Raw genomic sequence first — 25,331 nt, forward strand, 5'->3', positions numbered from 1 at the left:
TCAGCCCCACTTCATTTCACCCTTGGCGACCTTTGCGCCCAACTCCAGCGACGAGACGTCGAGCAGATCGGGATAGCGCCGCTTCATCGCCGCAATCAGCTCGACGCTGGATTTCGCCTTGTCGGCTTCCTCATTGAACGCTTCGAGATAGGCGCGGGTGAATTCCACCGCCGCCAGGCCGTCCGGCGCACCGGCGACCTGATGCGACGGCACCACGATTTGAGGCTTGCGCGCCGCGATTTCATCCAGCGCGGCAATCCATTTCTTGCGCTCGTCAATGGTTGGCTCATCGGCAACCCAAACATGCACGCCGGACGAGATCAGCACGCCACCGAACACTGCTTCAAGGCTGGGAACCCAGAGATAGCGGCGGTCTTTCAGATCGGCGACAGTGACGATCTCGACCGCGTTGCCTTCGATTTCAAGCGCGGCGACATCGGAGACCTCGGGAATGACGACATCTGCCAAAACCTTCGGACCGTTGTCCTTGAGCTGCGGCCCCCAGACATCGAGCTTGCCCTGCACATTGGCCTTGATCGCCGCCACCGTCGCGCCGGCCGCGATGATCTTGGCGCCGGGAAAGGCATCCGCGATGGGACGCAGACCGAAATAATAGTCAGGGTCGCTGCAACTGACATAGATCGTGGTCAGGGTCTTGCCCGTCGCCTTGATCGCATCCGCGACCGCCCGGCCATCGGAAAGCGTAAATCCGCCGTCGAGCAGGATGGCTTCCTTCTCGCCGGTCAGCAGCACCGGCGTGCGGCGAAAGCCATTCTCGTCGGCCTGAAAATAAGCCCATGCCAGCTTACCGGCAGCCCTAGCGGCAAAGGTCAGCGGCGGCAGCACGGCAGCCGTGCCCACGGCCAGAAGGGTTTTCATCGTGTCGCGTCTTGTCCAAACGGTCTGCAACATCTCAATCCTCAATGGGTTTCAACTGATCGACCGGAGATTGGCATCTCGGCATCGTTTGAAAAATACGGATCAAAAAGACAGAGTGTCTGAATGGATCAGACAATGGTGGCCGACGCATGAGGCACTGCTAACCCTATGCGATTGCCCCGTCACTTCACCCCGAAAGCCTACCCCCCGTACAGCATCTCGTCCTGCAGCTTGCGCAGGGCGTAGAGCCTTGTCGTCTGATCAGGCGTGGCATTGTCCGTGGTCAGCAGCTCGCCCTTCCTGACCGGTTTCAGCACCTTGCCACCTTCGAGCAAGCCGACCGGCACGGCGCGATGGCCGCGGGCCTCTTCAGCGGTCATGGTCCAGGAACGATAGCAGGTCTCACCAATGGCATCGAACGTCTCGCCAGCGGCGAGATCGCGCTTGGCCACGGCGCAGACCTCGGCGACCGGCTTCGGCAGCGGCACCATGTCGGGCCGGCCGTAGAGCATGATGCGCGCCGCCGTCAGCGGCACTTCCAGCGAGGTCAGATGATAAGGCCGGAAGAAGCTGTAATAGGGACCGTGGCCGATGTGCAGATCGTCCATGCGCTCGACGATACGCGGGTGCGTCGCCTCGACGATGACGAAGACGCCGGGCGCCACGCCCTTGCCGATGGTGTAGTCGACCACGCCTTTCTTCGACAGGATGCCGCCATCGGCGCGCGGGATCAGCACCTTGGCCAGTTCGTCGCGGTCGGCCTTCGGGCCATGCATGCCGGGAACATCGGGCACCAAGCCGGTGGCGTTGGCGATGGCGCACATCTCGACCATGGTTTTCGAGCCGTCGACGAACTCGACCAGCATACGCGGGTTCATGTTGCGGCGGATGGCTTCCTCGCGATAGTCGTCCGGCACGGCATCGTGGTTGAGCGGGTTGTTCTTGCCCTTGCCGGCCGAGACGATGGTGTAGCCGAGCGCCGAAGCGAACTCGATCAGCTCCATGCAGCTCGACGGCTCGTCGCCGGCACCGACCGAGTAGACGACGCCGAGACGGTCGGCCTGCTGCTTGAGATAGCAGCCGATGGTGACATCGGCCTCGACATTCATCATCACCAGATGCTTGCCGTGCTCCATCGCCTTCAAGTCGAAATCGGCGGCGACGCCGGGTTTTCCGGTGGCATCGATGACGACGTCGATCAATGGATTGGTGACCAGCATCTCGTTCGAGGTGACGGCGATTTTCCTCGACTCGATCGCTGTGGTGACTTTCGATGCCGTGTCGGCCTCGACCGCCATCGCCTCATCGCCATAGGCGATGCGGATGGCGTCACGCGCGGTGTGCGGGCGGCGCGTTGAGATGGCGCAGACCTCGATGCCCGGCATCAGCATGCCTTGTGTGACCAGATCGGTGCCCATTTCGCCGGAGCCGATGACGCCGATGCGCACCGGCTTGCCTTCGGCAGCGCGCTTCGCGAGATCGCGGGCCAGTCCGGTCAGGGCGACATTGGTCATGCAAGCGTGTCCACGGCTTCTTGATTTGCAGGCGGGAATAGCAGGGAACGACCCTGCTTTGCCAACGAAACCCGCGGACTGCGGCAATTTCTCGGACAATAAGCCCGGCCGGTCAGGTTAACCCCGTCAAGAAACCGATTGACCGAATGCTGCTTCAAACCACCCTGACGTAGCTCGTCATGCCGGTTTTCTGGTGTTCGATGATGTGGCAATGCAGCACCCAGTCGCCTTGATTGTCGGCGACAAAGCCGAGCTGCACCTTCTCATTGGGCTGAATGAGATAGGTGTCGGAGATGACAGGCTGCACCTCGCGCGTCGAGGACGACAGCACCTTGAAGCTCATGCCGTGCAGATGGATCGGATGCGATTGCGGCGTCAGATTCTCCATGTCGATGACATAGCTTTTGCCGAGCTTCAGTTCGGCCAGAGGTGCGGTCGGGTCCGGCGTGTCGCCTGGCCACGGAACCTTGTTGATGGCCCAGAAGGAGTAACCGAGCGTGCCGCATATGCTGTCGCTCGGCACGTTTTCCGCTGTGGCGCTGAGCGACAGCGCAATGTGCTGGGCGCTGGCGAGGTCCACCTCCTGCACCGGATTGGCTTCCAGCGGCGCGAGGTCGCGCAGGTCTCGCTTGAGCGAGCTGCCGGTGGCGCGCAGCGTGGCGAGTGTCTTGGGTTTTGTCCCCCTGACGTCGCCGAGGCTGACGATGGCGCCCTCCTGGTCCGGCATGCGGATGGCGAGGTCCATGCGCTGGCCCGGACCAAGCAGCAAGGCATCGGGGGCAAAACGCTGCGGCACCGGATTGCCGTCGAGCGCGATGACGGCGGCTTCCGCGCCTTCGACGCGAAAGGCGTAGATGCGGGTGACATCGGTGATGGCGACCCGCAGCCGCACCAGCCCGCCCGCCGGCGCGTCGAACTGCGGCTGGTCGAGCCAGTTGGCGGTGCGCACCGTGCCGTAAGTGCCAGTCTTTGCGGCATCTCGCGGCCTGAACTGCTGGATGAACTGAGCGTCGTCGCCGAGCCGCCAGTCGCGCAGGTTGACGACCGCCTCGGCGTCGAACTTCGGATCGTTAGGGTTTTCGACAACGATGACGCCGGTCAGGCCATGCCCCATCTGCTCCAGCGTGTTGCAATGCGGGTGATACCAGAATGTGCCGGCGTCGGGCGGCGCAAAGGCGTAGTCGAACTGATCGCCGGTGTAGACATAGGGCTGAACCAGGAAAGGGACGCCGTCCATCTTGTTGGGAACGCGGATGCCGTGCCAGTGGATGGTGGTCGGATCGTCGATGCCGTTGACGAGGCGCGCGGCAAAGGGCTCGCCCTTTTTCATCCTGAGCACCGGCGGCATGCCTGATTGACCATAGGTCAGCACATCCCTGGTCTCGCCCACATCCATGAACTTCGCCTGGATTTTTGCCGTCTTGAGCACCACCGGCTCGGGTGTGGCCGCCGCCCGGCCGCCGAGCCTGGCCATGGCGGCAAGGCCGAGCCCGCCGACGCCGGCAACCGCGGCCGTTTTTAGAAGCCTGCGGCGGGTGAGTACTGTCATAGAAAGCTCCAACTGAAATGCGGCTGTGTTGGCGCTCTGGATGGCGGCGGCTACCGGCGCGCTGCCGATACTGCCACATCGCCTCCCTGTCATGCCATGGCGGGCCGATGACATTTGCTTGCGCGGCAGTGTGAACGCCGGCGTTGCCGTTTCAGTGCAATTCCGCGAGCAGCGCCTGTGCTTCCGCGAGATTCTTTTCCGAACCCGCGGCGAGGTCGTCCATCTTCTTGTCGCGGAAGATGACGAGCGCCTCCTGGCAGGCGGCGATGGCTTCCTGGGCAAGCGCCTTGTCCTTGTGGGCGGCGCCCAGATCGACCAGCACGTCGCACAGGCTGTCCTGCGTGAAGGCGACGGCCGGCACCGACTTGATCTTCTTTTGCACCACGATCGCCTCGCGCAGGACCAGCACCGCCTCCTCGAAATGCGCGACGTTGTTTTCGGCGCGGCCAGCCATGGTCAGGGCATAGCCCATCTCGTTGCGGGCATTGGCCCAGCGTTCGGGATCGCGCTCGCGGCCGATCTGCTCGGCCAGCGCCCGGTTGACGGTGACAGCCTCCTCGTACAGTTCGGCCGAGGGCTCTCGGGCCGCAATCATGCTCAGCGTCTGAGCGAGGCTGGTCTGGTTGGTGATCCACTGACCGGGATCGCGCTCGATGGTGCGCACCGTGGCGAGGTCGCGGTAGATCTGGGCGGCTCGCTTCAGCTTGCCGACATCGTTGGCCCAGTAGCCGAGGCTCGACAGGCCGCTGGCGAGATTGTTCTGGTTGTTCTCCCAGACCGCCAGCGCATTGTCACGCGTCACCACGCTGAGTGCCGCGTCATAGGCGGCAACCGCGCGGGTGAGCAACTCGACATCCTTGCCGTCCGCGGCCATCAGCAAGGCATTGCCGATGTCGCCCTTGGTGCGCGCCCATTGCATGCGATCGGGAAAGCCGTCGTAGACCTGAGCTGCTGTCTCGAAACTGTCCACGGCCTGCAGGTAGAAGGCCGCGCCGGCGCCAATTCGGCCGAGGCTGTATCGGGCAAAGCCGAGATCGTAATTGACGTTGGCCCATTCATCCGCGTCGGCATCCCTGGAATAGGCCGGGAGCGCCACCTTCAACATGTCGACGGCCTGCGACAGCATATCCATGTCAGACGTATTGGCGCCCAGGATCGACAGGGTCTGGCCAAGCACACGCCGCGTCTGACCGATCTCGGTGACATTTCCGCTTGTCGCTTGGGCGTCCAGCGCTGCCAGCAGCGCGTCGACCGAACGCTGCATCAACTGATTGTCGTCGGCCAGCTTGCCCGAGATCATCAGCGCGTAGCCGAGGCGGAATTGCGTCTTGGCCCAGTTGGCCGGGTCGTTGTTGCGGCTGCGGACCGTGAGCACCTGACCATAGGTATCGATCGCCTGCTGCAGGATCGAGATGTCCTCGGCGCGGTCACCCCAGTTCGACAGCGTGCCTGCAAGGTTGTAACCGATCGAAGCGAACTCGCGCGGTGCGGCGCCAGCAGTGTAGACTTCCCATGCCTGACGATACGCGGTCACCGCCTGGATGTAGTAATCGGTTCCCGTATCGAGATCGCCGAGCGTATCGTAGACCGATCCCAGATTCTGCTGCAGGGAAGCCCAGTCGAGCGGCAGTTTCTCACGCGGATATTCGGACAGCGCTGCCTGGTACGCGGTCGCGGCCTTCAGCAGCAGATCCTTCTTCTTCTGCTTGGCGCCGAGGCGGTAGAGGGCATTGCCGAGCGTCAGCTGGCCGTTGGCCCAGCTCGCTGCGGCGTGTTCGCGCGTCCACACTGTAAGCGACGCCAAAGCAGCGTCGCGCGCCTGCTCGAGTGTGGCGATGTCGCCGTTGATCTGGCCGATTGATTCCAGTGCCGTGCTCAGATTGTTCTGGATCGTCGCCCATTGCGCTGGTGCGCGCGCCTTAGTCATTTCGCCAGTCGCCGCCTGATATGCAGCGACTGCCCGCTGCATGGTCGCGATATCCTTCTCGCGCTCGCCAAGGCGATAGAGCGCAGCACCCAGATTGACCTGGCTCAGCGCCCAGTCGAGCGGTACGCGCTCCCTACTGTATTCGGTCAGCGCCGCACGATGCGCTTCGATCGCCGCGCGGAAACTGTCTGATGTGGTCTGGCGTTCGCCGATTTCGGACAGCACGATGCCGAGATTGTTCTGCGTCGCCGCCCATTCCAACGGCAGCCTCTTCGACGACTGCACCTCAAGCGCCGAGCGGAAGGCCGCGACCGCCCGCTCCAGCAGCGCCGTGCCGTTCTCGCGCTGGCCGAGCCGCCAGTAGACCGTACCGAGATTGCCATAGGTCGAAGCCCAGTCGTCCGGATAGGCATCGTGGGTGTAAACGGTCAGCGCCTGTTCATAGGCGGCGGCTGCCTCGTCGAGGTTTTCGCGGCCGGCTTCGCGCTCGCCCAGAGTGGAAAGCGTTGCCGCCATATTGTTCTGGGTGGCGGCCCAGAGCAGCGGCGATTTTTCGCGGGTGACATAGGTCAGCGCCTGCCCGTAGGCCGTCAGGGCCTGGCTGAGATACGCATTGTCGCCGGAGAAGTCCCCTTGTTCCGACAGGGCGTTGGCCTCCGCCGCCTTATAGTAGAATGCGTCTTCGTCACTCCATTTGGCGGCCTGCTCATAGGCTTTGGCATAATCCTGCGCCGCCTCCACGAAATTGAAGGAGATTTCATAAGTTCTGGCGCTGCTGGCGAAGACCTTTGCGAATTCAAGCCGCTTTGCCTTCAACTCGGCCTCGGCCTGGTCGACCGTTGACGACAGTTCGCCGATGCGGGCCTTGGCCTGCTCATTGAATTTCTGCGCCGCTTCCAGCGCGCCTTCCTGCACAGCCTGCTCGGCAAGTTTCGATAGCCTGGCGATTTCGGGGTCCGGGTTCTTCAAAGTCTCCCGTTCACCCAGCACTTGTTTCAGGCGCTCGGTCTGGCCCCGCAGCAGCTTGTCTAGCTCCGCCGGATCCTTGGGGATGTCGACGCCGAGCGTCTTCAGCATCGCGTAGAGCGCATCCATCGGCACGCCACCGTCGCGCGAAACCGATTCGATCTGCCGGCGTTCGGGATCGGGCAGCGTCGAGATGGTCAGCAGCAGCTGGCGCCGCTCCCTGAGGATTTCGCCTTCATCGCCTTTCGGCGCCTCGGCGGGGGTGCCGAAGTAGAGCAGCCGGCGCAGGCTCTCATTCACCCAGGGCCGCTGCTGGCCATTGGTCTTGAGATAGACCTCCTCGCCGATCATGCGCAAAACGGTGCCGAACTCCTCGCCGCCCATCGTGTCGATGTGGCGCAAGACGGCCGCCGCATAGGGGCTGTTGCCATCGGCCGGACCGTCGAGCGCAACCTTGCCGGGCTCGGCGGCAAAGCTGATGACCTGGCCGAGGCTGTCGTCGACCGAGCCCTTGGCGTCGGCGTTGCCTTTCAGGGACACCACGCCGCGCGTTTCGCCGAGGCCGCCGGCGCTGATCGGCTTGCCTTCGTCACCGGGCGAAAGCTTCAGCAGCGTGCCGGGCGGGAACGGGTCGTTGCGGCAGGCGTCGAGCAACACGATGGTGACCGGCACCTTGGCTTTGAGTTCGGCAACGATGGCAGACAGCGGCACCAGCTTCTCGCCGGCATCGCTCAGCGACGAGACGTCGGCATCGACAGGGACCAGATAGTTCTCGCCGCCTGCCTCGATGCCGTGGCCCGAATAATAGATGATGGCGACGTCCGCACCTTCGGCATCTTCGACGAAGCCTTCGAGGTCGCGGCGCAATTTGCGGGCGTCGCGATTGGTGGCGACATCGGTCTCAAAACCGAGCTTGTCGAGCATCTCCTCGATGGCGCGGGCATCATTTTCCGGATTGGGCAATTTGGAGACGTGCTGGTAGTCGGACTGGCCGATGACCAACGCCACGCCTTTCAGCGCCTTCGGTTCTTCAGCAGAAGCGGAGACAAGAGCGCACAGGCACAACAGCAGTGCCGCGGCAATCGCCGCGCACATGCGCCCCGTCGCACCTGCTGTTCGCCCAAAGAGCATCGTCTAGCCCAAAACCCGGCGATATCTTGCGCAGGCGAGATGGCATCATGATGGCCGGCCCATGGCAAGTCCTTGGGCGAGCTGTGTTCTTGTCGTGGGCAATGCCATCAGACGCCGGCTGGCTTTCAGCAGGCGAGTGGGTAGTGTTCTGCATGAGGCGCCGGATGCGGAAATTCCGGAGCCCGACAGTTTTCAGGGAGGTTTGCAATGACGACGGACTACACGCCGAAATTCGACCTGGGGGGTAAGGTGGCGCTCGTCACCGGCGCCTCACGCGGCATCGGCCGCGCCTGTGCGCTGGCCTGCGCCGGCTCCGGCGCCGACATGATTGTCGGCGTGCGTAGCAAGGCCGATGGCGCCGAGCTTGTCGCCGAGATCGAGCGCATCGGCCGGCGGGCGCTGGCCGTGCATATGGATGCGACCGATCTCGCCACTGTGCGGGCTGGTGTCGCGGAGGCGCACGCCGCCTTCGGCCGCATTGACGTTCTGGTCAACAATGTCGGGCTCGGGCCGGAAAACCTGGCAGAGAACGTCACCGAGGACGATTTCGACCTGACGGTCAACGTCAACCTCAAGGGCACCTTCTTCACCACGCAGGCGGTGGCAAAGTTGATGATTGCCCAGAAAGGCGGGCGCATCATCAACATCAGCTCGCAGGCCGGCACGGTGACGCTGAAGGGCGAAGCCATCTACTGTATGAGCAAGGCGGCGATAAACCATCTGACCCGCTGCCTGGCCGCGGAATGGGCGCAGCACGGCATCGCCGTCAACAGCGTGGCGCCGACCTTCATCTGGACCGACGGCACGCGGCCCTCGCTGGCCGAGCCGGAGTTCCACGCGCACGTGCTGGGCCACATCCCGCTCGGCCGCATCGGCGACCCGATCGACGTTGCGGGAACGGTCGTGTTTCTGGCGTCGCCGGCGGCATCGCTGATCACGGGCGCCAACATACTGGTCGATGGGGGCTGGTCGGTGGCGTGAGCGTCCAGTGTCAAAAGCGCGGCCAGCGTGCCGGCCGAAATGGGCGCCATTGGCGAATACGGCCAGACCCACAGGCGGGAAGCGGCTTTCGCGCCGGCGCTATCTCTTCGGCATCGTCGAACGCAGAAGCGTCTGCATATGCACCGGAAGGTCAAGTTCGCCGCGTGCCTCTATCTCCAGGAGATATCGAGCCTTGGCCAGGCGGTCGCCTTCTTCAACCGCGGGATAGGCGCAGATGGCCAGCAAGGCCTTCTCCTCATCCCGGCTCGCTCTTTCGTGGTCGGAGCGGCCAGCGCGCACGTCGCGAACGACCTTGCCGAACGTGACGTAAGCGGCCTGGTGGGTTTCGATCAGCCCCTGCAGGTGACTGGACGATTGCTGTGGCGATGGCTTTGCGACGGCGGCTCTCGCCACAATGGTCGACGTGACAACGGCGCCACCGGATTGAAACAGCAAGGCGCGGCGATTGATCCTGGACGTGACACTATCTCCTCTTCACGCAATGGCAGGCGCAATGTGGTGCGGCGAGCACCATCAACACCGTAACACGGCGGTCTGCGCGTTTTTGTCAGGATGGTGAAATGGCCACGCGTCGCCGAGGCCCTTGGGCCGCTCGTCTCGGCTTGCAATGGCCTCCGGCGCGACGCGCCAGAGGTCGGAAATGCCGGAGGTCGGACATGATCGCACCTCCGCCGGCGGCCTCGCCGGCGCGGTGTTCCTACGTGATCACGATCGTCGCGTTCGGGATCTTGACGCCGTTGCTGCCCGGGAAGGACGCGCCAAGAAACGCCTTCATGTCGTCGATGATGGCGATGACACGCTTTCGGCTGTCGACAAAATTGATGTCGTCGGTGGCGGTTGCAAGCTTCGTCGCCGGGTTGATGCAGCCGATCGAAGACAGGAAGCCGCGGCCCGGATGCATCAGGATCCCGACCCGTTTGCCGGTCGGCAGCAGCAGCAGGCCGGGGCGCTTGAGCGCGGCCGGATTGACGTTCGAGGTATAGCCGATCGTCACATATTTGGGACCGGCTTGCGTGAACAGATTGTAGGTGCCGGCCTCGACACAGCGATTGTTGCCAGCAGTCTTGTTGTCGCCGGGCCCCTTTGTTTCGGCAGTCACGCCGGAGAGACCGGCGACTTTGACGCCGTCGTGAAAGACCTCGTATTTGCCGACTGTTCTGCGCTTCACGCCTCTCGTCTGCTCACCGGTGCGCGTAATTCTCAACTCCCAATTCTTGGCCATTCCACCCTCCCTGTCCCGTTAAGATCGTTGCGCAAGACATCAATAAATTCGATAGCATCGGCAATGATGTTTTGCCGATCGCGATTGCTACACAGAAATGTTTCTTCAACACTGTGAATTTGTTCAATTCAGACCAAGAACTTTTCGGCCGCGCGGACTGAAGCCTATTGTCAAACGGCCGTTGTGAAACCAAGCCAGCCGCCAGTTTTATGGCCCTGATAGGCGCCACGGTCGAATGGCTTTTGCCCCGACGCTGTCGGGCCTTTAATGTTATCCATGGCACGAAGCGAAGCGCTGTATTGTTGCGGGAATAATGTGGATCGCATCTATTTGACCGAAGGTGCAGCCGGGCTGCGGCAGAGCATCGCCGACAGCCTTGCCGGCGACTGGACGGTCCGCCGCACGATGATCGATTTCCTTGCCGGTGCGACATACAGTTTCACCGGCAACGCCATCGTCACCGGTGATGCATTCGCCGAGCGCGGCATCATGCAAACCGGCGCTCATGCCATGCCGGCGAGCAGGACATACCGGCTCGAGTTGCGCGAGCATTCGATCGCGATTCTTCGTGCCGACGGCAGCGACTTCATCGAACTCGAGCCGAAGGCAACCCAGATCGTCCACCATCTTTGCGGCGCCGATGTCTATGTCGGGCGTTTCTTGTTTCGCGGCCCGGACGAATGGGCCGAGGCCTGGCGGGTCAAAGGTCCGCGCAAGAATTACGCGAGCCTCAGCCGGTTTCGTCGCCTTGATGGCGGGGATGTTGGGCGCGCGAAACCTCTTCCAGGTAATTGATAAAGATCCGGACCTTCGCAGGCAGGAATTTCCGGCTGAGATAGATTGCGTAGAGGCTGAAGCCCGTCATGCTCCAGCCCTCCAGGATCGGCACCAGTCGGCCGGTGGCAATATCATCCTCGACGATGAATGCCGGGCCCAGGACGATGGCGAGGCCCTGAACGGCAAGCTCTCGCAGGACATCGCCGTTGTTGGCGCGAACGATTGGATTGATGCGCACCGATGTTGCCTGGCCTTGCCGGTCGACCAGGTTCCAGCTCTCACCCGTCGACAGATAGGAGTAGCTAAGCGTTTGGTGGTGCGTGAGATCGGAAGGCACAGCGGGGCAGCCGTGCCGCTTGAGATAGTCCGGGGAAGCACAAATCACCATGGCGACAGGTGCCAGCCGCCTGGAGATGACATTGGTCGTTGCCGGTTGCAGCCCGATGCGCAGGGCGACGTCGACGCCCTCGGTGGCGAGATCGACCATCCGGTCGGTCAGGTCGACGTCGAGGCGCAGATCCGGGTGGCGGACAATGAAACCCGGCAGCCATTTCGAAAGCGTGATGATGCCGAAGGAAAGCGGCGAGCTGATCCGCAACAGGCCGGACGGTGACGTAGCGCTTTCGCCGGCGATCGCTTCGGCTTCGGCGACATCGCTCAGAATTTGCTGCGCCCGGCCGAAGAACTCCTGACCGGCGTCGGTCATGGACAGGCGGCGCGTCGTGCGGTTCAGCAGCCTTGTGCCGAGATGATCTTCCAGGGCGGCGACATGGCGGGAGACGGCGGCGTTCGAGGTGTCCAGCTTGGCAGCGGCGGCGACGAGGCTTCGTGCCTCCACCACAGCCACGTAGACCTGCATCGCCCGGATCAGATCCATCGCACCATTGTTCCACTTATTGTAACAATCTACTTAATTTATCGCCATTTATCTCGATCTTCAAGTTGAATAACACATCACCCAGGCGCCATTGGTGGCGCCGGTTCAACACTCAGATTGAGAGACGTCATCATGAAAGTCGCGGTTATCGGATCGGGCAATATGGGCTCGTCCTTCGTCAAGCAGCTTGCCAAAGCGGGCCATTCCATCACTGTTTCCAGCCGCAATGCGGCCTCGGCCGAGACCCTTGCCAAGACGTATGGCGCGGCTGCGGTCGACCCAGCCAAACTCGGCGACGCCGAGGTGATCATCCTGGCAACCGGGGCCGGCGACGCCGTTGCCGCCCTCAAGGCCGCCGGCAAGCTCGACGGCAAGATCGTCGTCGACATCACCAACCCGCTGACATCGGACTATATGGGCCTGACCATCGGCCATTCGACGTCGAGCGCCGAGGAAATCGCCGCAGCAGTTCCCGGCGTGCGGCTGGTCAAGGGCTTCAACACGATCTTCGCGCAGCTGCTCGATGCCGGAGCGGCTCTTCCCAACGGCGGCAAGACCACCGTTTTCCTGGCCTCGGACGACGCGGATGCCAAGACCACCGTCACCAAGCTCGCGGCATCCATGGGCTTCTCGGTGGTCGATGCCGGTCCGTTGAAAAACGCCCGCTACCTCGAGCCGCTGGCTGGCCTCAACATCTACCTGGCCTATGGCGCGGGCCTAGGCACGGCGATTTCGCCGACCTTCGTCGCCGCCGCCTGACCCTCACCGCGAACCAGCAGGGAGAACCACCATGAACAACTTCATCGTCAAATCCGCTCTCGCCCTTGCCGTGACCGGCCTTCTCGCCACCGGCGCATTCGCAGATACACTTTGGGAAAACCCGGCTACGCCGGCTCCTGCGCCGGAAGTGCAGGCGCCCGAGGTCGAGAACAACCTCAAGATATTCGATACGCTCGATTTCGACGTGTTCTCGAACCAGAAATGGGATCGCCTGGGCGAAAGCCATTCCAAGGATATCGTGGTGACATGGCCCGACGGCCATGAGACCAAAGGCATCGACAAGCACATTGCGGATCTCAAGACACTGTTCGTGTGGGCGCCCGATACCGCGATCCACGAGCATCCGATCCGCTTCGGCTCGGGAACCTGGACCAGCGCGCAAGGCGTGATGACGGGCACATTCACCAAGCCGATGCCGACGCCCGATGGCGGCTCCATTCAGCCCACCGGCAAACGCTACGCACTCGGCATGGTGACCATCGGCCACTGGAAGGACGGCACGATGGACCACGAATGGCTGTTCTGGGACAACCAGGACCTGATGAACCAGCTTGGTCTCGGGAAGTAGATCACGAGGTCATGATGTCGTAGATCGGGCCGGAAGTGTGCGGCCCCATGCGTCGAGTTCAACGTCTCCCAAGAAACCCCGGCTGTGCCGGGGTTTCGCTTGATGGAAAGCAGACAGGCCTGCCGCCGTTCGGCTCAGCGGTCGGCTTCAATCGTCTGCGCAAGGCAGCACGGCGGCGATCAGGCCATCTTTGCCATTATCTTGGCCATATCCGCCGCGTCGAACGCTCTCAATGTCTGAGTTCTGATGTTGCCCAGCGATGCGATCGATAAGGCTAGTGCGGTCGCAGCAATGTCGTCGTCGGCTTCGGCAATCGCCACAACATCATGTTGACCAAGCGTCCATAACAGGGTGTGAACCTTGATGCCGCTCTTGCTGGCCATCGCCTTGAAGGCCTCAGCACGCTTCGGCGTATCCTTTATGCCCTTGATGCCTTGATCTGTGAAATTTGACAGCAATACGTAATAAGCCATTTGTTCCTCCCATGTGGGAGCGGGCGGGCACTCACGGCGCGTCCGCCGTCTCCCGGAATTATGATACCATGAGTTAGGTGCGCGAACCACTTGGGCAAGGAAGGCGATGCCTTGCAAATCAAGGGCTTCAATGACTTCAAAGAGATAGACTGGTGCTGCGAGAGAGGATTGAACTCTCGACCTCTCCCTTACCAAGGGAGTGCTCTACCACTGAGCTACCGCAGCCGCTGATGGCGGGGCTTCTGCCATATCGAACCGGTAAGCGCAAGGCATCTGTGAAAGGCTTTTGCCGGACAAGTTTCGCTGACATCGCGGCTCCACAGTGCTAGCTATCCCCTTGGAACGGCAGACCCACCAGTCGCGGGGGGGCGGGACGATGAACGACAAGACAATTCCACCGAAAAAGGCCGATCCGGCAAAAAAAGGCGGCACGGACCGCAAAGACCGGCTGGCCGAGCAGTTGCGCGCCAATCTCATGAAGCGCAAGGCGCAGGCGCGGTCGCGGCGCAACGGTGACCCTGACCAGCGGCCTGAAGGCCTGGCGGCTGCTGAAAAAATGCACAAGGACTGACCGAAAGCAGCCACACTGGCCCTCCACCTTGGCCAAAGGGGCAAGAAATCCTATTTCTTGAACCAAGCCGGCCAATGGTCTAGACGGGCCGATACGCAAACGGACGAAAACCGGCCTTTCGGGCCGAGGGGACATTCTCTCATGGATCGCATCAGAATTGTCGGCGGCAACAAGCTCGCCGGAAGCATTCCGATTTCGGGCGCGAAAAACGCAGCCCTGCCGCTGATGATCGCATCGCTGCTCACCGACGACACGCTGACGCTGGAAAACGTGCCGCATCTGGCCGATGTCGAGCAGCTGATCCGCATCCTGGGCAATCACGGCGTCGACTATTCGGTCAACGGCCGCCGCGAAAAGCAGAATGAGGGCTATTCGCGCACCATCAATTTCTCGGCCCGCAACATTGTCGACACGACCGCGCCTTACGAGCTGGTGTCGAAGATGCGGGCGTCGTTCTGGGTGATCGGCCCGCTGCTGGCCCGCATGGGCGAAGCAAAAGTGTCGCTTCCCGGCGGTTGCGCCATCGGCACGCGGCCGGTCGATCTGTTCCTCGAAGGCCTGCAGGCACTGGGCGCCGACATCGATGTCGACACCGGCTATGTGCTGGCCAAGACCAGGAATGGCCGCCTTGTCGGCAACCGCTATGTCTTCCCGAAAGTCTCGGTCGGCGCCACCCATGTCTTGATGATGGCGGCGTCGCTCGCCAAGGGCGAGACGGTGCTGGAGAACGCCGCCTGCGAGCCCGAAATCGTCAACCTTGCCGAATGCCTCAACGCGATGGGCGCCAAGATCTCCGGCGCCGGCACGCCAACCATCACCATCGATGGTGTCGAATCGCTGTCGGGCGCGCGCGTGCGCGTTATTCCCGACCGCATCGAGACCGGCACCTACGCCATGGCTGTCGCCATGACCGGCGGCGACGTGGTGCTGGAAGGCGCTCGCCCCGAGCTGCTGCAGACCGCGCTCGACGTCATTGCCCAGACCGGCGCCGAGATCACCCCGACCAATTCCGGCATTCGCGTGCGCCGCAACGGCGCCGGCATTGCGCCGGTCGACGTGACGACGGCGCCCTTCCCGGCTTTCCCCACCGACCTGCAGGCGCAGTTCATGGGCCTGATGACCATGGCCAAGGGCAAGTCGCGCATCACCGAGACCATTTTTGAAAACCGCTTCATGCACGTGCAGGAACTGGCCCGGCTTGGCGCCCACATCACGCTTTCCGGCCAGACGGCGATCGTCGACGGCGTCGCCAAGCTGAAGGGCGCGCCTGTCATGGCGACCGACCTGCGCGCCTCGGTGTCGCTGGTCATCGCCGGCCTCGCGGCCGAAGGCGAGACCACGGTCAACCGCGTCTACCACCTCGACCGCGGTTTTGAGCGGCTGGAAGAAAAGCTGTCCAACTGCGGTGCGGTGATCGAGCGGATTTCGGCTTAAGGATTGCTTCTGTGGTGACGGCTAATCTCCCCCCTTGCGGGGGAGATGTCCGGCAGGACAGAGGGGGGTGCTGTCCCGCCGGCCTGTCGCCAGTCGGTGCAGCGCCCTCGCGCGAGTTTCCCTGCGGAACAGGCTGACTCGAAACGTTGGCGGTCCTTCCCACCCCCCTCTGCCCTGCCGGGCATCTCCCCCGCAAGGGGGGAGATCGCAGCTTCGCCAACGGTTGCACGGATCGCCAAGACCGCCTAACAGAAGGCTTCAAACCAACCTCAGGCACAAAATCCGCATGGCAGCCCTCAAACTCATCGCGCTCGACGACCAGGATCTGAGCATTGTCTCGGCCCATGTCCAGGACGCCGTGATGAAGGTCTCGGACCTCGAATATTTGCCTTCGGCCAAGCGTTTTTTGCTGACCATGAACCGCTTCGTCTGGGAGGCGAACTCCGGGCTGTTCAGCCAGCACAATGAGCGGCGCCAGGCGGTGTTGCATTTCGACCGCGTGCTCGGCGCCAAGACCAACGGCATCGCCCGCGACAGGCCGGCCGAGGTGCTGTCGCTCTTGGCAATCAGCTTTGTCGAGATCAGCAAGCCGGCCGGCATCGTCGAGCTGGTCTTCTCCGGCGGCGGCACGATCATGCTCGACGTCGAGTGCATCGAGGCGCGGCTTGCCGACATAGGCGGCGCCTGGGAAGCTACGTCGCGTCCGGTGCACAGGGGCTAGACGCTGCCGATGGCCATCACGCTCCGCCAGTCCGATGCCGGTTTCGAGCAGCGCTTCGCCGCCTTCCTGACCACCAAGCGGGAAGTCTCGGAGGACGTCGACACCGCCGTGCGCGCCATCATTGCGCGGGTGCGCGCCGAAGGCGACGCGGCACTGATCGACTATACGCTGAAATTCGACAAGGCCGATTTGAGCCAGCTCGGCATCGCCGTCTCCAGGGATGATATCGCAAGGGCTTATGAAACGGCCGATCCGCAGACGGTCGAGGCGCTGAAATTCGCTCGTGACCGCATCCGATCCCATCACGAACGGCAAATGCCCAAGGACGATCGCTATACCGATGCGGCCGGGGTCGAGCTGGGATCACGCTGGACGGCGATCGAGGCGGTCGGGCTCTATGTGCCGGGCGGCACGGCAAGCTATCCAAGCTCGGTGCTGATGAACGCGGTGCCGGCCAGGGTGGCCGGCGTCGAGCGCATCGTCATCGTGGTGCCGGCGCCGGGCGGCATCATCAACCCGCTGGTTCTGGTGGCGGCCGACATGGCTGGCGTCTCGGAAATCTACCGTGTCGGCGGCGCACAGGCGATCGCAGCGCTTGCCCATGGCACCGAAACAATAAAGCCGGTCGCCAAGATCGTCGGGCCAGGCAATGCCTATGTTGCCGCGGCCAAGCGCCAGGTGTTCGGCACGGTCGGCATCGACATGATCGCCGGCCCGTCGGAAGTGCTGGTGGTGGCCGACGGCAGCAACGATCCCGACTGGATCGCCGCCGACTTGCTTGCCCAGGCCGAGCATGACGTGTCGGCGCAGTCGATCCTGATCACCGACGATCCCGCGTTTGGCAAAGCCGTCGAACAGGCGGTCGAGCGGCAGTTGCAGAGCTTGCCTCGTGCTGAGACGGCTGCAGCCAGCTGGCGCGATTTCGGTGCGGTGATCCTGGTGGACACAATCGACGCCTCGCTGCCGCTGGTCGACCGCATCGCGGCCGAGCATGTCGAGTTGGCAATCGACGACGCCGAGGGTTTCCTGGCCAGGATGCGCAATGCAGGCGCGGTGTTTCTAGGACGCCATACGCCCGAAGTCATCGGCGACTATGTCGGCGGCTCCAACCATGTGCTGCCGACGGCGCGCTCCGCGCGTTTCTCGTCGGGCCTGTCGGTGCTCGATTTCGTCAAGCGCACCTCGATCCTGAAGCTCGGGCCGGAGCAGCTGAGAGCACTTGCGCCGGCGGCGATCGCGCTGGCCAAGGCGGAAGGGCTCGACGCGCATGGTCGCTCCGTCGCCATCCGGCTGAACATGTAGGCGGCGATGGCGGACGGCGATCCAACCCGCGCAAGACTGATCGACGTCGAACTCGACGAATCGATCGGCCGTTCGACGCCCGACGTCGAACATGAGCGCGCGGTGGCGATCTTCGACCTGATCGAGGAAAACAGTTTTCAGCCGGTCAATGATGACGGCATTGGGCCCTACCGGCTCAAGCTGTCGCTGGCCGAATCCCGGCTGGTGTTTGCGGTCGCCCGCGAGGATGGCGCGGCCGTCGTCACCCACATCCTGTCGCTGACGCCGCTCAGGCGCATCGTCAAGGACTACTATCTGATCTGCGAAAGCTACTACGACGCCATCCGCTCCTCGACGCCGAGCCATATCGAGGCGATCGACATGGGCCGGCGCGGCCTGCACAATGAAGGCTCGCAGACGCTGATGGACCGGCTGGCCGGCAAGATCGACATTGACTTCGACACGGCGCGACGGCTGTTCACGCTGGTCTGCGTGCTGCACTGGCGGGGTTAGATCGGGATGACGCTTCGTTGAATCGCCATCCCGATCTGACTCTTTGTGGGAGCATGATCTCAGGACAAAACTATTTTCGTTTTGTCCGAGCAAACCGGTTTCCACTTTGCGGGATCATGCTCTAGTGGCTTCGGCGCCGCATTCGATCCTGTTTTTGTGCGGTATGAACGCCGTGCGCTCGCCGATGGCCGAACAACTGGCGCGGCGCATGCTGCCGCCGGCCACCTTCGTCGCCTCGGCCGGCGTGCACAAAGGCGAGCGCGACCCGTTCGTCGATGCGGTGCTGGCCGAAGAAGGGCTGACGCTGGGCGAGCGCCAGCCGCGCGCCATGGACGATCTCGAGGACGACTATTTCGACCTGATCGTCACGCTGGCGCCCGAAGCCCACCATGCCGCGCTCGAACTCACCCGCTCGCTTGCCGTCGAGGTCGAATACTGGCCGATGCCCGACCCGACCAACGCCGGCGGCCGGCGCGAGCAGATCATGGCCAGCTATCGCGACGTGCGCGAACGGCTGAAAGCGCGGATATCGAGACGTTTTTTGCTTCCAGAAGCAAAAAACGCGGCGGATTAATGCATGTCGCTCAAATGTGGTCTCGGTTTTGAGACAACGACATGCATAAACAAAAGCTTAGATCGCGTCGCATATGACGCGATCTAAGCGTGTTCACAAGCGCACGATTATCATATAGGTTCCGCCGAAATTCCGGCCTGGGCGCTCCAGGACGCCGGAACTGCAATCCAAGCAAAGGTATCGAATGCCGAAGGAAGAAGTCCTCGAGTTTCCGGGTATCGTGACGGAATTGTTGCCCAACGCGATGTTCCGGGTGAAGCTCGAAAACGAACACGAGATCATCGCCCATACGGCCGGCCGCATGCGCAAGAACCGCATCCGCGTTTTGACCGGCGACAAGGTCCTGGTCGAGATGACGCCCTATGACCTGACCAAGGGCCGCATCACCTACCGTTTCAAGTAACAGCCTGCCGGAACCAGAGATGAGCAGTTTGCAGAAGCTGGTGCTTGCCTCGGGTTCGCCGCGCCGGATCGAGCTGTTGCAGCAGGCCGGCATCGAGCCCGATCGCATCTTGCCGGCCGATGTCGACGAGACGCCGCTGCGCGCCGAACATCCGCGCTCGCTGGCCAAGCGGCTGTCGAAGGAAAAAGCCGAGAAGGCGTTCGCCTCGTTGAAGAGCGAGGAAGACTATGCGCCGGGCTTCGTGCTGGCCGCCGACACGGTGGTTGCCGTCGGGCGCCGCATCCTGCCCAAGGCCGAGACGCTGGACGACGCCGCAAATTGCCTTGGGCTCCTGTCCGGCCGTTCGCACCGGGTCTATTCCGGCATCTGCCTGATCACACCGGGCGGCAAACTGCGCCAAAGGCTGGTGGAGAGCCGGGTTCGCTTCAAGCGGCTGCCGCGCGAGGAGATCGACGCCTATGTCGCCTCGGGCGAATGGCGTGGCAAGGCCGGCGGCTATGCCGTACAGGGTCTCGCCGGCTCCTTCGTCGTCAAGCTGGTCGGCTCCTACACCAACATCGTCGGCCTGCCGCTCTACGAGACGGTGGCGCTGCTTTCGGGCGAAGGCTTCAAGATCCACACCAACTGGCACACCGCGCGGCCATGAGCCTGGACGACAAGGTCACGCCGCTGCGCCCGAAGCGCCCCTGCCCCGAATGCGGCAAGCCATCGGCGCGCGAGACCTATCCCTTCTGCTCGAAGCGCTGCAAGGACATCGACCTCAACCGCTGGCTGAAAGGCGCCTATGTCATCACCGCAAGGGATGACGAGGACGACAGCGACGAGCCGAAATAGGGATTTGGGCGGCGGCATTGCGGCCGGCAGGCGGATGCAGGGCGGCTCCGACCGCGACAATTTCACTTTGCCGACCGGCGCAATTGCTGCTTTGCCGACGCCGATCGAACCCCGTCACGTATCCGCGACAATTGCCCCGGAAAATCGGTGCTTAGGCGCTGGACAGGCCGGATTCCCGTGCTATAACCCACCCGCTTTCAAGGGGCGCCCACGGCGCGTTCCTGAAATCCGGCTAGCGATATCTCGTTTGCCGGCGAGGCCCAGATAGCTCAGTTGGTAGAGCAGCGGACTGAAAATCCGCGTGTCGGTGGTTCGAATCCGCCTCTGGGCACCATCACCTCTTCCCGACAGTCCCTTTTGCCGAAGCTTATACGCTTCTGTCGCTGCAAATCTCTGAAATTGCTGATCTTTTCGTAGACAACGGCGCAGTAAGGCGCGTTTCAGAGAGATCTGCGAGTACTCTCGTATGGTCTAGCGAACCTGAGGACGATGAACGAGATTAATTCCTGGCTTAGGAATATAGCAGCATTTCGAATTTCGGGAGTATCGAACAGAACTCGGACTTGGCGCAGCTCCATCCGGTTACGAATTCACGTCACGCATTATTTCACGCTTGCGCATCGGTTCGGGTGCCTTACATGAGCCGGTGATGCCGGTGTGCTGGCGAAATACCCAGCTGAATTGCACGGAATTGCCGCAGCGATAGGCGATCTATCACATATGGTCACGCGGAATGCGGGAATTGCGCTCGCGCTCGAACACCTTGCGGCCGTCATCCAGTGCTTCGATTCGTTGCGAAACCACCCATTCGCTCGCGGTGCAGGAGAGATGCGTGGTGCAATGGCTCTGCGTTCGCCAGCCTTCCCGCTCGGCAAAGCACGTCCAGCGGATCTCCGCCGTCAGCGACAGCGGGTCATCGGGCGCTATCGACCATACCTCCTGCCCGATGTCGCGCGTGCACAAGCCGTTGCCCGGATGGCGGCTGAGACCTGTATCCTCGTGCACCCGATAGAGCGTCACGCCATTTTGCAGATCGCGTTCGACAGAGCGGCCCGACGATCCGTCTGTCAGGACTTCGTAACGGGGCAGAGGATCGGGATTGGATGGCTGCGGGATTTCGACCCTGCGATGCTCGCCAAGCAGCGGCAGTTCCAATCGCAGAGTGGCAAGGTCGATCGTCAGCGTTGCGTCGCAGGGCTGGGGCAGGATCGTCGGCCAATAGGCGCTCGACAAGGACAGACGCAAACGGTGGCCGGGCGCAAAACGGTAGCCGCACGCATCGAGCATCAACTCAATCTCGACCGTCTCGCTCGGTCTCAGAGGCTGCGGGGCGGCATTGCCGCTGCGATGCGCTAGATTGAGCACGCCGTAGCTGACGCGCGTCGCCACACCGTCGGGATGGACGTCGACGAGCCTGACGGCAAGGTTGGCAAAGTTGACATCACTGGAAAGCGACAGCTTTGCGAGCGGCTGGCCAAACACGACGCATTCCTCGGCAAGGACGGCACTCTCGAAGGTGAGCGATCCAGCATCGTCAACACGCTGGTCGCCGGCCATTTCCGAATCCGGCCTGCGCGGAAAGAACTCTCCCGCAGCGGTGCCCGTATCCTGAGGAGAGTGCAGAAGGGCTTTCCCTTCAGCATGCGATGAATTGCACCGAGCGAGCCTGCCCGAAGCGTCCAAGGTAAGGGCGAGGGTGTCGGGAACGTCCCATCTGTCCATGGCAACCCAATAGCCCGGGTCGGCCTCGCGCCGGCGGCCGGATCGCGGCCCGTCCAGGATATAGGCACGCAGCCTCGGCGTATGCTCCACCTTGTTGTCTTCTGCGCACAGCCAATGCCGCCACCATGAAATTGCCTCGGCATGAAAATCGACGCGGGGCTTCGGATAGGCGAAATGCGGATACTTGTGAACCCATGGACCGATCAGGCCCCAGGCCATTTCCGGCATCCCGGCGACCGCCTTCAAGGGCGTGTTGCGGTAGCCGTCGGCCCATCCAGCAATCACCAGTGCGGGAACGGAAAAACCGTCAAAGTCCTCGCAGATCGAACCGTGACGCCAGAAGTCGTCGCGGCGTTGGTGGGACAGCCACTCCTCCATAAAGAACGGCTCGCCTTCCAGGCGCTCGAGCCACATGTCGCGCCAGCGTTCTCCGACGAGATCGGGATCGGGGGACCGCGACTGGAAGGCAGTCATCGTCGCCGCGCATGACAGTTGCGCCGACAGATGCGCGCCATTCTTGTAGTGGATGTCGTCATTGTAGCGGTCGACGGTGGACGACAGAGAAATCACGGCCTTGAGAGCTGGTGGTTTGAGAGCCGCGACCTGAAGCGCATTGAACCCGCCCCAGGAAATTCCCATCATGCCGACATTGCCGTTCGACCAGTCCTGCGCAGCGATCCATTCGATAACCTCGACGGCATCGGCAAGCTCGCGCGCGGTATATTCGCCATCGATCACGCCGTCGGATTCTCCGCAACCGCGAATGTCGACACGCACGCCGGCGATGCCGGCCGCCGCGAAGACCGGATAGGTGGACTCGTCACGCGCGGCGGTGCCGTTGCGTTTGCGATAAGGCAGGAATTCGAGCACCGCCGGCACCCCGCCAGGAACCGTTTCGGGCATCCAGATGCGCGCGGCGAGTCGGGTGTCGTCTTTCAGGACGATCCACTCATTTTCAATGACACGGAAATTCCTGTTCGTCATGCGATCAACCACAAAAGCTCCACGCGGTGGCAAGCACACTATCCCGCCGCCGGAAAGGCACGATCATTTCCCGGTTCAAGCCTCCAGCCAGACCCGGCTGGCGATGCGGCCATTGGAAAAGTCATTGCCAATATCGGGAACAAAACCCTTGAGATGGCTCGTGCAGGCGTTGATGAAGTCGTTGAACACCGGCAGTATCAGGCCGCCCTCATCTCGCACCATCAGCGCCATGTCACGGTAAAGTACGCGCCGCTTGGTCTCATCCAGTTCACCGCGCGCCTGCACCACCATCTTGTCGAAGTCGGGCCGCTTGAAGCGGGTGTCGTTCCACTCCGCGTTGGAAACGTAGGAAGTGGAATAGCGGGCATCCTGCGTCGGACGACCACCCCAAAAGGAGGTGCAGAACGGCTTGACGTTCCAGACTTCCGACCAGTAGCCGTCACTCGGCTCGCGCTGCACATTGATCTTGATCCCGGCCTTTTCCGCGCTCAATTGGAAAAGCTGGGCCGCATCGACTGCGCCGGGGAACGCCGCTTCCGAGGTGCGCAGCAGAATTGGATTTTGAAGGCCGGACTTCTTGAAGTGGAATGCAGCCTTGTCGGGATCGTAATTGCGCTGCTCTATATCGGCAGGCGCGAGCGCATAGTTGGCGTTGATCGGGTAATCATTGCCAATGGTGCCGAACCCGCCCAGAACCCCCTTGAGGATAGCCTCGCGGTCTATCGCATATTTGAGCGCCAGACGCAGATCATTGTTGTCGAAGGGCGCGGTATCGCAATGCATCAGGAAGGAATAGAAACCCTTGCCGGAGGTGCGCAGGATCTCCACGCCCGGAACCCGCTTCAGCAACGGCACGATCTTGGGTTCGACGGTGCTGATAAAATCGACCTGACCGGACCGCAAGGCGCTGGTCCGCGCAGTCAGGTCGTTCATCACGGTAATAAGGACGCTGTCGACGTAACCCCGGTCCTGGCGCCAGTCGTCGGTGTTTTTTTCGAAAGCAGCGCGAATGCCCGGCTCGAATGCAGCCAGCTTGTAGGGACCGGTGCCGATCGCTGCCGCAGGTTTTTCCACGCCGCCGCCCGGCTGGATCTGAAGATGATAATCCGTAAATATCAGCGGCAAGTCAGCATTGGCCTCCCTCAGCGTCACCACCATGTCGCCCGACCGTTCCTCGATGCGGTCTATCCCGGACAGCAGGCCGAGTGCGCCCGATTGCGATTTCTTCCCGGCGTGGCGACGCAACGTCTCGACTGCATCGCTAACAGTAAATGCCTTGCCATCGTGGAAACGAACGTCGTTGCGTATCTTGAAGGTCCACTCCTTGGCGTCGGCCGACGGGGACCAGGATTCGGCCAGCGAGGGAACCGCCGCGCCCGTCTTGGGATCGGATTCGACCAGTGTATCGCCCCAGCAATGCGCGATCACAAAATTGACGCTGGCGGACGCCAGGGCCGGGTCGAGCGTGTCGGCGGAGGCGCCGCCATCGAGCCCCAGCCGCAACTGTCCGCCGCGCACTGGCGTTTGCGCCGCGGCCGGTGACGCCAGCGAGCCTGCCGCTGCGACAAGGCCTAGAGTCACCCCCGCTTGAAGAAGATCACGGCGTGAGAGACTCGATAACCTGCTGGAAGCGCTCATTGGGTTCCCCTTTTGGACTGAAGCCTTGTGGCCGATACTAGGCAGAGCCCGCGGCAACGCAATTTCGTCGCTTGAAGCGTTTTTAAGCGAGTTTATACTGTCGCCATGAGCAAGCCATGGGCCAATTTCAGCAGCAACCTGAAACTCGCCAGCAGCACGCACAGATCGGTATCCGATCTATGCCGCACCATCGGTATCAACCGGCAGCAGTTCAATCGCTACCTCAATGCAGGAACCCTTCCTTCCGCCCATAATCTCCTGACGATCGCGGCAGCCTTTGGCCTCGAACCAGCCGATTTCGACCTTCCTCCGGGCGTGTTCCGCAGCAAATTGGGCGAGCGGCGCCGACACGCCGACCTTACAGGCCCGCTAGCCGATGCTTTCCCGGGCGACCTGCATGCACTCGAACCCTACCTCGGATTCTACCAAGCGTGGCACACATCGCTGTCCTGGCCTGGTCGGATCGTCTGCGCCTGCGCTCACCTGCGAGAAAATGGCGGACAAGTTCTGGTTTCGACGCTTGAGCGAATCGAAGATACCGAAAACGGCATCTTGCAGCGTTCACGGTACGTCGGGCTTGCGGCGTATCGCCACGAGCGCATTTTCCTGACGGAACTGACGCGCGGCGAGGCCCCAACCTTTGGACAGACGATCCTCATGCCGTTCGAAACGTACCAGCGGCGTTACCTGCGGGGCGTCACTATGGGCATATCGTGGCGAGCCAACAATCTGCCCTACGCCACCCGCACTGTCTGGCATTATCTGGGGAAACGCGTCAACAAGAGAAGTCTTATATCGCGTTGCGGCATCTATGCGCCCAAATCCGCAGCGCTACCCCCAGCCGTGCTGTCTTTCCTGACCGAGGTCCAGCCGGTTGCCGCCGCGCCCTCGCAGGCATCAAGGGGCTCTGTGGGCATTACTGCACTAATACCCGCTAAAGGAAATTGACTTGTTTGGATTGAATTGAAGGCATTGAGCCGGGAGGCTTCGT

The 25,331-nt window shown here is 62.3% G+C and carries 24 protein-coding genes and 2 tRNA genes; 15 read left to right on the forward strand and 11 right to left on the reverse strand.

Going from position 1 to position 25,331, the window contains the following annotated elements:
* The 4 genes from AC1DYC_RS17930 to AC1DYC_RS17945 form a co-directional block, all read right to left on the reverse strand.
* Nucleotides 1–879: an MBL fold metallo-hydrolase gene (locus AC1DYC_RS17930; RefSeq protein ID WP_477408624.1), complete on the reverse strand. Its 879-nt coding sequence runs from the start codon at nucleotides 877–879 to the stop codon at nucleotides 1–3.
* 200 nt (nucleotides 880–1,079) lie between these two features.
* A complete protein-coding gene (locus AC1DYC_RS17935; protein WP_477408626.1) occupies nucleotides 1,080–2,393 on the reverse strand; it encodes an NAD(P)H-dependent oxidoreductase in 1,314 nt (437 codons plus the stop codon).
* A gap of 154 nt (nucleotides 2,394–2,547) precedes the next feature.
* Nucleotides 2,548–3,942: a multicopper oxidase family protein gene (locus AC1DYC_RS17940; protein WP_477408628.1), complete on the reverse strand. Its 1,395-nt coding sequence runs from the start codon at nucleotides 3,940–3,942 to the stop codon at nucleotides 2,548–2,550.
* 151 nt (nucleotides 3,943–4,093) lie between these two features.
* Nucleotides 4,094–7,930: a caspase family protein gene (locus AC1DYC_RS17945; protein WP_477408630.1), complete on the reverse strand. Its 3,837-nt coding sequence runs from the start codon at nucleotides 7,928–7,930 to the stop codon at nucleotides 4,094–4,096.
* Between the two features lie 243 nt (nucleotides 7,931–8,173).
* On the opposite strand from AC1DYC_RS17945, the gene AC1DYC_RS17950 reads away from it, so the two are divergent.
* Complete coding sequence (locus tag AC1DYC_RS17950) at nucleotides 8,174–8,947, forward strand: SDR family NAD(P)-dependent oxidoreductase (RefSeq protein WP_477408632.1); 774 nt, start codon at nucleotides 8,174–8,176, stop codon at nucleotides 8,945–8,947.
* A gap of 99 nt (nucleotides 8,948–9,046) precedes the next feature.
* On the opposite strand, the gene AC1DYC_RS17955 is transcribed toward AC1DYC_RS17950, so the two are convergent.
* Together AC1DYC_RS17955 and AC1DYC_RS17960 are read right to left on the reverse strand one after the other, a co-directional pair.
* On the reverse strand, nucleotides 9,047–9,403 hold the full coding sequence (locus AC1DYC_RS17955; protein WP_477408634.1) for a hypothetical protein: 357 nt from the start codon (nucleotides 9,401–9,403) through the stop codon (nucleotides 9,047–9,049).
* Nucleotides 9,404–9,665: 262 nt separating this feature from the next.
* Complete coding sequence (locus AC1DYC_RS17960; protein WP_477408636.1) at nucleotides 9,666–10,136, reverse strand: hypothetical protein; 471 nt, start codon at nucleotides 10,134–10,136, stop codon at nucleotides 9,666–9,668.
* Between the two features lie 369 nt (nucleotides 10,137–10,505).
* Between AC1DYC_RS17960 and AC1DYC_RS17965 the strand changes: the two genes are divergently transcribed.
* Complete coding sequence (locus AC1DYC_RS17965) at nucleotides 10,506–10,985, forward strand: DUF6314 family protein (RefSeq protein WP_477408638.1); 480 nt, start codon at nucleotides 10,506–10,508, stop codon at nucleotides 10,983–10,985.
* Here the strand turns inward: AC1DYC_RS17965 and AC1DYC_RS17970 are convergent.
* Complete coding sequence (locus AC1DYC_RS17970; RefSeq protein ID WP_477408640.1) at nucleotides 10,921–11,844, reverse strand: LysR family transcriptional regulator; 924 nt, start codon at nucleotides 11,842–11,844, stop codon at nucleotides 10,921–10,923. The two genes, AC1DYC_RS17965 and AC1DYC_RS17970, sit on opposite strands and share 65 nt — an antisense overlap.
* 132 nt (nucleotides 11,845–11,976) lie before the next feature.
* Between AC1DYC_RS17970 and AC1DYC_RS17975 the strand changes: the two genes are divergently transcribed.
* Nucleotides 11,977–12,603 (forward strand): NADPH-dependent F420 reductase, encoded by a 627-nt coding sequence (locus AC1DYC_RS17975; RefSeq protein WP_477408642.1) that lies wholly within the window; start codon nucleotides 11,977–11,979, stop codon nucleotides 12,601–12,603.
* A 31-nt stretch (nucleotides 12,604–12,634) separates the two neighbouring features.
* Nucleotides 12,635–13,192, forward strand: a complete 558-nt coding sequence (locus AC1DYC_RS17980) for an ester cyclase (RefSeq protein WP_477408644.1) — start codon at nucleotides 12,635–12,637, stop codon at nucleotides 13,190–13,192.
* 179 nt (nucleotides 13,193–13,371) lie between these two features.
* Here AC1DYC_RS17980 and AC1DYC_RS17985 read toward each other — a convergent pair whose 3' ends face one another.
* Both AC1DYC_RS17985 and AC1DYC_RS17990 read right to left on the reverse strand, forming a co-directional pair.
* Nucleotides 13,372–13,665, reverse strand: a complete 294-nt coding sequence (locus AC1DYC_RS17985; protein WP_477408646.1) for a GYD domain-containing protein — start codon at nucleotides 13,663–13,665, stop codon at nucleotides 13,372–13,374.
* A gap of 150 nt (nucleotides 13,666–13,815) precedes the next feature.
* Nucleotides 13,816–13,890, reverse strand: a tRNA-Thr gene (locus tag AC1DYC_RS17990).
* A gap of 151 nt (nucleotides 13,891–14,041) precedes the next feature.
* Between AC1DYC_RS17990 and AC1DYC_RS17995 the strand changes: the two genes are divergently transcribed.
* The 10 genes from AC1DYC_RS17995 to AC1DYC_RS18040 all read left to right on the forward strand — a co-directional run bounded on the left by AC1DYC_RS17995 (nucleotide 14,042) and on the right by AC1DYC_RS18040 (nucleotide 20,330).
* Nucleotides 14,042–14,236, forward strand: coding sequence for a hypothetical protein (locus AC1DYC_RS17995; RefSeq protein ID WP_477408647.1), 195 nt, complete (start codon nucleotides 14,042–14,044; stop codon nucleotides 14,234–14,236).
* A gap of 141 nt (nucleotides 14,237–14,377) precedes the next feature.
* Entirely contained in the window at nucleotides 14,378–15,670 is a 1,293-nt protein-coding gene (gene murA / locus AC1DYC_RS18000; RefSeq protein ID WP_436258273.1) for a UDP-N-acetylglucosamine 1-carboxyvinyltransferase, read from the forward strand.
* A 286-nt stretch (nucleotides 15,671–15,956) separates the two neighbouring features.
* A complete protein-coding gene (locus tag AC1DYC_RS18005; RefSeq protein ID WP_477408649.1) occupies nucleotides 15,957–16,391 on the forward strand; it encodes a DUF2948 family protein in 435 nt (144 codons plus the stop codon).
* Between the two features lie 9 nt (nucleotides 16,392–16,400).
* Nucleotides 16,401–17,693 (forward strand): histidinol dehydrogenase, encoded by a 1,293-nt coding sequence (gene hisD / locus AC1DYC_RS18010; protein WP_477408651.1) that lies wholly within the window; start codon nucleotides 16,401–16,403, stop codon nucleotides 17,691–17,693.
* Nucleotides 17,694–17,699: 6 nt separating this feature from the next.
* On the forward strand, nucleotides 17,700–18,185 hold the full coding sequence (locus AC1DYC_RS18015; RefSeq protein WP_477306705.1) for a UPF0262 family protein: 486 nt from the start codon (nucleotides 17,700–17,702) through the stop codon (nucleotides 18,183–18,185).
* Between the two features lie 124 nt (nucleotides 18,186–18,309).
* Nucleotides 18,310–18,759, forward strand: coding sequence for an arsenate-mycothiol transferase ArsC (locus tag AC1DYC_RS18020; RefSeq protein ID WP_477408653.1), 450 nt, complete (start codon nucleotides 18,310–18,312; stop codon nucleotides 18,757–18,759).
* A 184-nt stretch (nucleotides 18,760–18,943) separates the two neighbouring features.
* Nucleotides 18,944–19,162 (forward strand): translation initiation factor IF-1, encoded by a 219-nt coding sequence (infA, locus tag AC1DYC_RS18025; RefSeq protein ID WP_006329283.1) that lies wholly within the window; start codon nucleotides 18,944–18,946, stop codon nucleotides 19,160–19,162.
* A gap of 19 nt (nucleotides 19,163–19,181) precedes the next feature.
* A complete protein-coding gene (locus AC1DYC_RS18030) occupies nucleotides 19,182–19,808 on the forward strand; it encodes a Maf-like protein (protein WP_477279633.1) in 627 nt (208 codons plus the stop codon).
* Nucleotides 19,805–19,996 carry a DNA gyrase inhibitor YacG gene (yacG, locus tag AC1DYC_RS18035; RefSeq protein WP_477266539.1) on the forward strand — a complete coding sequence of 64 codons (192 nt, stop codon included), beginning with the start codon at nucleotides 19,805–19,807 and terminating at the stop codon, nucleotides 19,994–19,996. Before AC1DYC_RS18030 ends, yacG begins: the two co-directional genes overlap by 4 nt.
* 258 nt (nucleotides 19,997–20,254) lie before the next feature.
* Nucleotides 20,255–20,330: transfer RNA gene (locus tag AC1DYC_RS18040), tRNA-Phe, on the forward strand.
* 380 nt (nucleotides 20,331–20,710) lie between these two features.
* On the opposite strand, the gene AC1DYC_RS18045 is transcribed toward AC1DYC_RS18040, so the two are convergent.
* On the reverse strand, nucleotides 20,711–22,702 hold the full coding sequence (locus AC1DYC_RS18045; protein WP_477408655.1) for a CocE/NonD family hydrolase: 1,992 nt from the start codon (nucleotides 22,700–22,702) through the stop codon (nucleotides 20,711–20,713).
* A gap of 75 nt (nucleotides 22,703–22,777) precedes the next feature.
* Nucleotides 22,778–24,340 carry an ABC transporter substrate-binding protein gene (locus AC1DYC_RS18050; protein WP_477408657.1) on the reverse strand — a complete coding sequence of 521 codons (1,563 nt, stop codon included), beginning with the start codon at nucleotides 24,338–24,340 and terminating at the stop codon, nucleotides 22,778–22,780.
* Between the two features lie 105 nt (nucleotides 24,341–24,445).
* Here AC1DYC_RS18050 and AC1DYC_RS18055 point away from each other — a divergent pair, with 105 nt between their 5' ends.
* Nucleotides 24,446–25,288 (forward strand): helix-turn-helix domain-containing protein, encoded by an 843-nt coding sequence (locus AC1DYC_RS18055; RefSeq protein WP_477408659.1) that lies wholly within the window; start codon nucleotides 24,446–24,448, stop codon nucleotides 25,286–25,288.
* Nucleotides 25,289–25,331: the final 43 nt, after the last annotated feature.

Source organism: Mesorhizobium sp. P2_E7, from assembly GCF_056403855.1.